At 48.2% G+C, this 10,006-nt stretch carries 6 protein-coding genes; 5 read left to right on the forward strand and 1 reads right to left on the reverse strand.

The genetic code is table 11. The features are described from left to right. The first annotated feature begins 3 nt into the window (after window positions 1-3). Both AB7U36_RS01705 and AB7U36_RS01710 read left to right on the forward strand, forming a co-directional pair. Window positions 4-1,956 carry an alpha-amylase family glycosyl hydrolase gene (locus AB7U36_RS01705; protein ID WP_428158075.1) on the forward strand — a complete coding sequence of 651 codons (1,953 nt, stop codon included), beginning with the start codon at window positions 4-6 and terminating at the stop codon, window positions 1,954-1,956. A 421-nt stretch (window positions 1,957-2,377) separates the two neighbouring features. Next, window positions 2,378-4,177 carry a sensor domain-containing diguanylate cyclase gene (locus AB7U36_RS01710; RefSeq protein WP_428158076.1) on the forward strand — a complete coding sequence of 600 codons (1,800 nt, stop codon included), beginning with the start codon at window positions 2,378-2,380 and terminating at the stop codon, window positions 4,175-4,177. Window positions 4,178-4,222: 45 nt separating this feature from the next. Here AB7U36_RS01710 and nadN read toward each other — a convergent pair whose 3' ends face one another. Then, window positions 4,223-6,040 (reverse strand): NAD nucleotidase, encoded by a 1,818-nt coding sequence (gene nadN, locus AB7U36_RS01715; protein ID WP_428158077.1) that lies wholly within the window; start codon window positions 6,038-6,040, stop codon window positions 4,223-4,225. A gap of 183 nt (window positions 6,041-6,223) precedes the next feature. On the opposite strand from nadN, the gene AB7U36_RS01720 reads away from it, so the two are divergent. From AB7U36_RS01720 to AB7U36_RS01730, 3 genes are all read left to right on the forward strand, one after another. Further along, window positions 6,224-6,922 (forward strand): cytochrome c biogenesis CcdA family protein, encoded by a 699-nt coding sequence (locus AB7U36_RS01720; RefSeq protein WP_428158078.1) that lies wholly within the window; start codon window positions 6,224-6,226, stop codon window positions 6,920-6,922. Between the two features lie 127 nt (window positions 6,923-7,049). Further along, the gene (locus AB7U36_RS01725) at window positions 7,050-7,250 is read left to right on the forward strand and encodes a heavy-metal-associated domain-containing protein (RefSeq protein WP_428158079.1); all 201 of its coding nucleotides are present in this window, start codon (window positions 7,050-7,052) and stop codon (window positions 7,248-7,250) included. 6 nt (window positions 7,251-7,256) lie between these two features. Then, complete coding sequence (locus AB7U36_RS01730; RefSeq protein WP_428158080.1) at window positions 7,257-9,737, forward strand: heavy metal translocating P-type ATPase; 2,481 nt, start codon at window positions 7,257-7,259, stop codon at window positions 9,735-9,737. Window positions 9,738-10,006 lie beyond the last annotated feature (269 nt).

Genomic DNA, 10,006 nt, shown 5'->3' on the forward strand with positions numbered 1-10,006 from the left:
CTTATGTACGAACAATTTTCACATTCTTTATTAAACGAAATTCTGGATAAACTCAAACCGGAAATCAGACAGCAGGATCTCCACCACTTCTACACCCGTCTGGGCGCCAATTTTTACAGTCTTTTCCTTATTTTTAAACGATTGTATGGCGCACGGGCTGATTTTAACGCGCAATTACTTCATCTGGTGGAAATCATGGCCCGGCAGTATATAAAACGGCCGAAGAATCTGCGGAAAAGTGACCTGGCACGGGAAAAAGATTTTAACTGGTTTCTCCATCAAAAATGGGTGGGAATGACGCTGTATGCAGATGGTTTTGCCGACAACCTGAAAGGGGTTCAGGCAAAACTTCCCTACTTGCAGGAATTGGGTATCAACCTGGTTCATATCATGCCGATTCTGGAATGTCCCAAAGGGGCCAGCGACGGCGGATATGCCGTGAGTGATTTTCGAAAAATCAACAACAAGGTCGGAACGCTGGAGGATGTGAACAATCTGGCCAAAGCCATGAAAAAAAGGGACATGCTGCTGACCCTGGATGTGGTGGTAAACCACGTGTCAGATGAGCATGAGTGGGCCCAAAAAGCCCGGTCAGAAGATACACGGTACCAAGACTACTTTTATTGTTTTGAAAACCGGGAAATTCCCGATATGTTTGAACAGACCCTGCCGGAAATATTCCCGGACCAGTCCCCGGGCAATTTTACCTGGGACGAAACCATGCACAAGTGGGTGATGACGGTCTTTAACACCTATCAATGGGATCTGAATTACAGCAATCCGGCAGTTTTTATCGAAATGCTGGATGTGTTGCTGTTCTGGGCGAACCAGGGCGTGGATATTCTGCGATTGGACGCGGTTGCTTTTCTGTGGAAAAAAATCGGCAGTACCAGTCAAAATGAATATGAAGCCCATAAATTGCTGCAATTGTTTAAAGACTGCTGCCAAATCACAGCCCCCGGGGTTGTTTTTATTGCCGAGGCCATCGTGGCCCCGGTGGAGATCGTCAAGTACTTTGGTGAAGATGCCATTAATGCCAAAGAGTGTGAAATCGCCTATAACGCGACCCTGATGGCGTTATTGTGGGATGCCGTCGCCACCAAAAACACCAGACTGCTGACCCAGGGGCTCAAAAACCTGCCGGATAAATTGGAACGGGCCACCTGGCTCAATTACATACGGTGCCACGATGATATCGGACTGGGGTTTACAGATGAAGATATTGCTCAGGCTGGATATGAACCCAGCTCCCACCGGGACTTTATTGTCAATTACTTTGCAGGCAAATTTGAAAACTCCTCTGCCCGCGGACTGTTGTTTGCCCACAATAAAAAAACCAATGACGCCCGTATTTCCGGAACGTTAACCTCATTAATCGGGCTGGAGAAAGCGTTGGAGGAGAATGATCAGGAGAAGATTGATATTATTATTCAGCACATTCTCCTGTTGCACAGTATTGTTTTCTCTTTTGGCGGAATCCCACTTGTTTACTACGGAGACGAGCTTGGAACAATTAACGACTATTCCTATATTGAAGACATCAGTAAAGCCAATGACAGCCGGTGGGCCCACCGGCCTAGAATCGACTGGAGACAGACCCTGCTTCGCAAACAGCCGGGAACAGTTGAATATAAAATATTCAACGCATTAAAACAGATGATCGCCGTTCGTAAGGAGATCCCTGAATTTTCAGATTTTAACAACCGGAAACTGCTGGAAATCAGTAATCCCCAACTTCTGGCCTACATTCGTTTCAACCTCACGACCCGGAAGCGTGTTCTGGTTGTGGGAAATTTTGACGCACATCCTCAGTACCTGAACCTGTTTGAGCTTGAAAACCAGGGATTCCAGATGGGTGAACACATAAGGGACCTATACTCCGGAAATTCCCCGGCCCTGTTCAAGGAGCAGCTGGTACTGCCCCCATACCGATTTTACTGGCTGCGCGGCAATTGATGTAATTTCGTGTTGTGCCGTTATTCAATTAAACCGGTACAGAACAGACGCATTAAACCAATCGGCAATGGCTCCGGAACTTGATCTTGACATCTTAGCGCCTGGCCTGTGTCTCCCTTGAGCGAAACCGTAAACAGGACAGAAATTCTGGCGATCATGCGAAGGCAGGTTGTTTTGCTGATAGACGGAAAACAAGCGTTGTTATCAATGGGAAATCCAGATACAATAGGCAATCAGTCCATGGCATCCGGAATACCGGCCCTGCAATTTTTCCAGGAAGATCGCGCTGACAAAAAAAGATGTGAACGGCATGACAGGGGTACTTAAGTACCGCATCAAATAAAAACCCGGCAATAGGGATCAACATTCCAGTTGCCGGCCGTAAAATCATACCCACCCTCAATGATGAAGGACGGTTTGTATGAAATGTATGAATCTTGTTTATAAAAATGCTGACGATTTAATGAAAATTCGGGACGATTTGAAAGGTTATTTGCCTGGAAATATCCTTATCCAGGTTTTTTGCGGTATTTCAGACATGGATACGGTGAATCGCCTTCGATCGCTGCTTTGTACACTGTTTGCCGGGAGTGCTGTGGTCGGTGCAAGCTCGGCAGGAGAAATTTTGAATGCAAATGTTATAGAAAAATCTATTGTGATCAGCTTTACCGCTTTTGAAAAAACCAGGGTTGTATCTGCTTTAGTAACCCAGAATGACTATTTAAAGGCCGGGGGTAAAGATATGGGGACTGCGCTCAATGACAATAAACCTAAAGCGGTAATTGTCTTTGGCTGCGGCCTTAAAGATGGTAATTATGTCAACGCTCTTCCTTTTCTCAAGGCTTTGAACGGCAAACTTGACGATGTCGTCATTGCCGGCGGCCAGGCCGGTGGATATCATGAGCATGCAAGCCAGGTCTTTGTGTTTACTGAACAGGACCTGACTGAACACGGGTTTGCTGCGGCGGCACTTTCAGGGCCCAATTTATGCGTTAACACCGCATATAATTTAAGCTGGATGCCCATTGGGAAAAAAATGGCTATCACCCATGTCAAGGGCCGCAGGCTCTACAGTATTGATCACAAATCCGTCAAGGAGATATACCTGCAGTATCTGGGTATTGAAGCCCAACCCTCATCTTTATACCTCATGAATCATTTCCCTCTCATGATAGAAAGACGTCGCATGCATGTAACCAATCCGGTTTTGTCTGTAAATCCTGACGGCTCCTTTAATGTTTTGGAAAGATTTTATGCCGGGGAGCAGGTACGCTTCAGTTATTGTGATGCAGGTCTCCAGGAGGAAGGGGCCAAGCGAATGGGAAGAAAACTGGCCGGGTATGAACCTGAGGCTTTTTTCGTGTATTCCTGTGAATCAAGAAAAACGGTTTTTGAAGACGATATTGTGGTTGATATGACGGCGATAGAGAACTGCCCGAGTTCAGCCGGTTTTTTTACCTTTGGTGAATACTATACCGACAGAAATAAGGTCCCTCGTTTTCTACAGCAGACCATGACTGTACTGGCCTTGTCTGAATCTGAAACCTGCAAGATCTTTGACGAAGAAGAAGATTTTACTGAAAAGGTTGAACTCACAGAAACGAATTTAAGACGGTTCAGGCTTTTAAAAGCCATGAGTCATCTTGTAAGCAGCACCACCCGGGAACTGGAACTGAAAAACAGGCAGCTTGAAAAACTTGCCAATAAAGATGGACTCACAGGGCTTTTCAACCGCCGTTTTTTTGATGATACCCTGGCGCACCGGATGAAGGAACACAGCCGTTCAGGCGCGCCTTTGTCCTTAATCCTGATAGACGTTGATTTTTTCAAACAGTTCAATGACCATTACGGCCATGTAGCCGGAGACGACTGCCTGCGCAGGATCTCCAATCTGCTTCAAAAACAGATGAACCGGTCTTCCGATATGGCCTTTCGTTACGGTGGAGAGGAATTTAGTTGTATTCTGCCTGCCACGGCACATCCTGGGGCGCTGCAAAAGGCCGAAACCATCAGAGCCGGTGTTGAAGACTTGGCCATTCCCCACAAAACATCACAGGTCGCCGGGTTTGTCACTGTCAGTCTGGGTGTTATCACCCTGACCGACAATCGGGACATCTCCCTCCAGGAGTTCGCAGATGCCTGTGACCAGCTGCTTTATGAAGCCAAACACGGGGGGAGAAACCGTTTGCAAGGAAAAAACCTAAGCAGTCATGAAGCGTGATGAAAAACCTTTCCCGGGAATAATCAAAGGTTCGGGTTGTTATGATTATAAGTCATCATCTTGATCAGCAGTTGTCGTGTAACTTTTAATGCAGTGATCCTCATCAGGCAATGCGGTGAGCGTTTCGCCTTTCCCAGTGAGTTGTTTTACATAGTTAACAAAGGAGAGCGCATCATCAAGATAGGTATTGGTTCCTTCCCCACGTTCCTCCTGAACTGATGCAAAGGTCGCATACCCATCTTTACCGCCGGCTGTATAATTGTTAGTGACCACCACATACATCCGTCTTTCGTCCAGGTCGCTCCATTTACCGGTCTGTCGGTCTTTGAATTCTATATTGATGATTCTGCTGCCGTACGCCCGGGTGGCATCCACGTCATATTTGAGTGCATAACAGTATGGAAAGGATCCTGTTCCGCCGCCCCGGGCAATATTTTCAACAGCGTCTTCCAAAACGGATTTGATCTCTGAACCGTACATGCTGATTTCAAACAAGGTATTTGAAAAAGGCAGCAGGGTATAAGCAGTATCGTAGATAATATCCCCTTGGTAAACACTGATCCTTACACCACCGCCGTTCTGGATACACACATCCGCATTTGAATCCATTTCATAAAACGCTTTGGCCACAACCGGCGCAATCCGACTGCCAAAATCAAGGGTGACGCCGTTATACGCATGCCCCGGTACCCGGTTGTGCAAAAGATCCTCTCCCGCTGTACCGATAACTGTTTCCCCAAGGCCATCCACCTTTTCGGCATAGCCGGCAATAATGGCGGCCACCTCTTTATCGTCGGACACGATATCCAACCGGGCATCGGCATCAACCAGGGCCTGCACCGCAGTAAATTCATCCTCTTTAAGTGTGTATTTTTCGCCATCATCACCTTTCCGGGTGAATGTATCCCCCAGGATCATATGCGGTGTCCCTGTACAGCTTTCCAGGACATCACCGTCAAAGGTTACATCCAGCTCCCCAAGGGCTTTGCTGTATTCCCAGGCCTGGACCACGGCCACCTTTTCCCCGTCCGCATTCGTGGTCATTGTGGGGTAATCTCCGGAAGCATCCAGATCGTAGGCAGAAAAATCACCCAGCAGGGTATGGGAATCGCCGTCAACAATAACGTCAATATCAGATACCTGGCCGGCCAGGGCCAAAACATTTTCATAGCCGTAATGGCTCAGCAGGATGATTTTTTTTACACCCTGGGCTGTGAGTTCATCAACAGCGTCCTGGGTGGCCTCAACCTCGTCTTCAAAAACGATTTTATCGCTTGGGTGGGAAGAATTCCGGGTTTTCCCGGCAATGGTCAGCCCAATAATGCCAACCTGCTTTCCATCAACTTTTTTAATAATATATGGTTCGTACAGGTCATACAGGACATTGCCGGAAGGGACTTCAATATTTGCGCTTAACACCGGACAAGTCAGGCTCCGGATAAATCCGGCCAGCCACGCATCCCCATCGTCAAACTCATGGTTGCCAATGGCCATGGCATCAAACCCAATGGCGTTCATAACGTCAACATCTGCTTTCCCCTGGAACAGCGTATAAAAAAGTGTTCCCTGAACAGCATCCCCGGCATGGAGAATCAGACAATTATCGGTTTCCTCTTTGAGTTCACTGATTTTTGATGCGATCTTTGCCATGCCGCCTACCTGGCAGGCGGTTTCAACGCCCTCAAAACTTAAATCAACATCAGATGCCTCTAAATTTGAGTGTACATCGTTGATATGAAGTATTTTCATTACCAATTGGTGTTCTTTGTCACCGTCATTGCATCCTGCCACGAATAAAAGCATTAATGTAAAAAGTACAGTAACGGCTTTAAATAATTGCCGTTCAGCGGGATTGAACTGCATGCGTCCTCCTTGCCCCCTTAAAAATTATTCCGTTATATCTGACGTAATAACATACAACCCTAATTAAATTATAGCGTATCATTTCCATCTTGGGCTCAGACTTGAAAACCACGCCCAAAAAGCTTAGTTTAACCTTCATGATGAGTGCCTGAACCCCAACACGAATTAAAGGAAAAAAATGCCATGCTGACACAGACCATCACATTCCCTGCAGCTTTTGCGGCAGGCCTTCTGTCGTTTCTGTCCCCTTGTGTGCTGCCGTTGATCCCGGCCTATTTCAGCTTTATCACAGGACTTTCCTTAGATGAACTCACCGCTGATGACAAAGCGGTACGCAAAAAAGTAATCCTGTCCACCCTAGCCTATGTGGCTGGATTCTCTTTTATTTTTATCCTGTTCGGAGCATCCGCCTCTTTTCTCGGCGGACTTGCCTCCCGGTATTCCTGGACGGTTCGTTACGTAGGCGGCGGCATTATCCTGGTCTTTGGGCTGCATCTGCTCGGTATCATCAACATCAAAAGTTTTCAGTTTGAACGTAAATTTCATGTCAAGGAGACACCCTTTCATCTGTTTGGCACATTTTTGATCGGCATGGCGTTTGGGGCGGGATGGAGCCCGTGCATCGGCCCCATGCTTGGCAGCATTCTCATTGTGGCAGGCAGCCAGGACACCATCCTTAAAGGCGTACTTCTGCTGGCCACCTACTCCGCGGGCATGGCCCTGCCTTTTATTGTGATGTCCATTTTCATCAACGCCATGCTCGGTTTCATGAAAAAGGCGACCCGGGTCATGGGCATTATCAATAAATGTGCAGGCGGGCTGCTCATTGGCATTGCTCTGCTTTTGATCTTTGACAAATTCCGGCTGCTGGCGACCTTTTGAATTTCCGCCATCACAGGGGGAATAAAAGTTTTGACAAACTTTTTTTGCCAACACATATTGACATGGATCTGATCGTTTTTATTCTAAACAAATAAACCAACGTCAACCCATGGGAAAGGATAATGATATGGAAAAGCATTTGAGTGTCGAAGGAATGTCCTGCAAGCACTGCGTCAACCGGGTTAAAAAATATCTGGAAAGTGTCGGAACGGATGTGTCCGTGGACCTTGAAGGGAAAAAGGCTGATTTTAATGCTGGCAGCAATGTTGATATGGACACAGTGATCAAGGCGATTTCCGAATTTGGGTTCACGGTTAAAGAGATCTGAGGCGCCATGACCACCACCCATGAAATAAAAGTATACGGCATGATGTGCATGCACTGTGAAAATGCCGTAAAAAAAGCCCTGGAAAAATTTGACGGGGTCAGTGATGTGTCGGCTTCATTTGAACAGGAAAAAGTCACCCTGGCACTGGAACATGATACAGCGGCCTTAGATGAACTCAAGGCTGCCATTGTGGCCGAGGGCTACGCCCTGATCCCGGAAAATGCTGACGCAGATGACGATGAACCCGCAGCGCAGACCGATACCAAAACCCAAAGACCGGATGGGGCAGCACCCCTTTGCAATATCAGCTTTTCCATCCAGGGCATGCACTGCGCCAACTGTGCCCTGGCCATTGAAAAGGCCTTTGCAAGGACAGACGGCATTGCAGACACGGCCATCAACCTGCCCCTTGAAAAAGGTTTTGTTTCATATGATCCCAATCTGATGGATGATCAAAAGGTTCTGGATGTGGTCAAAAATGCCGGCTACAGCGCGTCCCTTGAAGCGAATCAAGGCAGGCAGGCAGACTCCCGGGAAAAATTCAGATTCCTGTTTGCCTTGGTCGTCACCGTGCCCATGATGGTCATCATGCATATGATGCCGTTTGGGCCTGTGGTCACCAATGTCATCCTTTGCATCATGGCTACGGCTGTCATGGCGGTTTCCGGCCGAACCTTTTTTGAAGGGGCCTATTATTCCCTGAAAAACCGGCTGGCCAACATGGATGTGCTGATCAGCCTGGGGGTGTCCGCCGCTTATTTTTACAGTCTTTTTTCCCTGATATTTATAGATTCCTCCCAGATGCTGTTTTTTGACAGTTCTGCCATGCTCATCACCTTTATCATGATCGGCAAGATGCTTGAGGCAAGGGCCAAGGGCAAAACCAGCCAGGCACTTAAAACCCTGCTGGCTTTGAATGCCGACACGGCCAGGATAATAAAGGACGGCAAGGAAAGTATTGTGGATGTGTTCATGGTAGTCCCGGGCGATATAGTCCGGGTGCTGGCCGGTGAAAAAATTCCTGTGGACGGAAAAATCCTTGGGGGTGAAACCGCCGTGGATGAATCCATGCTCACCGGGGAGTCCTTTCCGGTTGAAAAAACCGCGGGCGATGCCGTTACAGGTGCCACTATCAACCTGTCCGCACCCATCACAATGACCACCATCCGCACCGGCAGCGACACGGTGCTGTCCGGCATCATTAAAATGGTGGAGGATGCCCAGGCAGACAAGGCACCGATCCAGCGGGTGGCCGACACAGCCTCCAACATCTTTGTACCTGTGGTAACGGCTGTGTCCCTGATCACCTTTGCCATCTGGTACCTTACAGCCCCTGAATTTATCCCGTCCGGTTCCACCCCGTTTTTATTTGCCTTTGAACGTATGATAGCCGTTCTTGTCATTGCCTGCCCCTGCGCCCTGGGACTTGCTACGCCCACGGCCGTCATGGTGGGTTCGGGGATAGGGCTTAACCGGGGAATCCTGTTTAAAAGAGGATCTGCCCTGGAAAACATCTCCCACCTGGATATGGTCCTGTTTGATAAAACCGGCACCCTGACCACGGGAAAACCATCTGTCACAGGTGTCTTCCCAACCCAAGGTGTTACAAAAGAACAGTTGCTGTTCTGGGCGACCAGCGCGGAAACCAATTCCACCCACCCCCTGGCCCCGGCGGTGACAGGCTTTGCCCGGGAAAAGGATATCAGGCCTGAACCCACATCGGCGTCAAGAGAGATCTCGGGCCGGGGCATTGAATGCCGCTTAGATGATCAATTGCTCAAGGCCGGGAACCTGGCATTAGTGGCAGATGATAACATTCCAGATGATATCCGCGCCAAGGGACAGGAGTTCTCAAACCAGGGCAAGAGCCTTGTCTTCATCAGCCTGGATCACCAGGTTAAGGGGGTGGTTGCCCTGGAAGACCAGATCAAACCCGAAGCAAGGGACGCCATTGAACGTCTGCACACCGCAGGCATCCGAACCGCCCTGGTGTCAGGGGACAATGAGGCCGCGGCCCTTTGGGCAGCCCAACAGGCCGGCATTAAGGAGGTCGCTGCCGAAGTCATGCCCGAAGATAAAATCAACCAGGTAAAAAAATGGCAGGCAAAGGGATTGAAAGTGGCCATGGTGGGCGACGGCATCAATGACGCCCCGGCCCTTGCCCAGGCAGACATCGGCATTGCCATTGGTTCGGGAACGGATGTGGCAAAAGAGACCTGTGAAGTGGTACTGGTAAAAAATGATTTAAAAGATGTGGACCGGGCCGTACGACTAGGGAAAAAAACCCTTTCCACCATAAAACGCAATTTTTTCTGGGCCTTTTTCTACAACATTCTGATGATTCCCGTGGCCGCAGGCATCCTGTACCCGGCATTCAGAATATCATTAACCCCGGAAGCGGCCAGTATTGCCATGTGGTTTTCATCCCTGTCTGTGGTGGGCAACTCCCTTCTGCTCAACCGGTTTGGCAGGTACCTGGATGCTTAAAACCTTATTATGATATTGGAAATAGCATATTGAATGTGATAACTTTAGCAAGTAACATCTGAGTTGTACCGAGGACATAACTTTCAACACTCCGGCCTGTGAGGCTGAGGGCTTAGGTTTCCATATTGCCTCAACCAGGAGGGAAAATGACGGCACACCCCCCAAGAAAAAATTAAAATGACTCCAGCTGAATATCTTGTGCTTGAAAAAAGTTCTCTTGATATTAAACACGAATTTTTTAACTTTGAATGTTAAGGTTGAGTTACCAT

Source organism: Desulfobacter sp. (genome assembly GCF_050177295.1).

What these genes read in the sequence shown, in the direction of transcription:
- AB7U36_RS01705 (WP_428158075.1), top strand. Translation starts at nt 4, where the DNA reads ATGTACGAACAATTTTCACATTCTTTATTAAACGAAATTCTGGATAAA.
- AB7U36_RS01710 (WP_428158076.1), top strand. Translation starts at nt 2,378, where the DNA reads ATGAAATGTATGAATCTTGTTTATAAAAATGCTGACGATTTAATGAAA.
- nadN (WP_428158077.1), bottom strand. Translation starts at nt 6,040, where the DNA reads ATGCAGTTCAATCCCGCTGAACGGCAATTATTTAAAGCCGTTACTGTA.
- AB7U36_RS01720 (WP_428158078.1), top strand. Translation starts at nt 6,224, where the DNA reads ATGCTGACACAGACCATCACATTCCCTGCAGCTTTTGCGGCAGGCCTT.
- AB7U36_RS01725 (WP_428158079.1), top strand. Translation starts at nt 7,050, where the DNA reads ATGGAAAAGCATTTGAGTGTCGAAGGAATGTCCTGCAAGCACTGCGTC.
- AB7U36_RS01730 (WP_428158080.1), top strand. Translation starts at nt 7,257, where the DNA reads ATGACCACCACCCATGAAATAAAAGTATACGGCATGATGTGCATGCAC.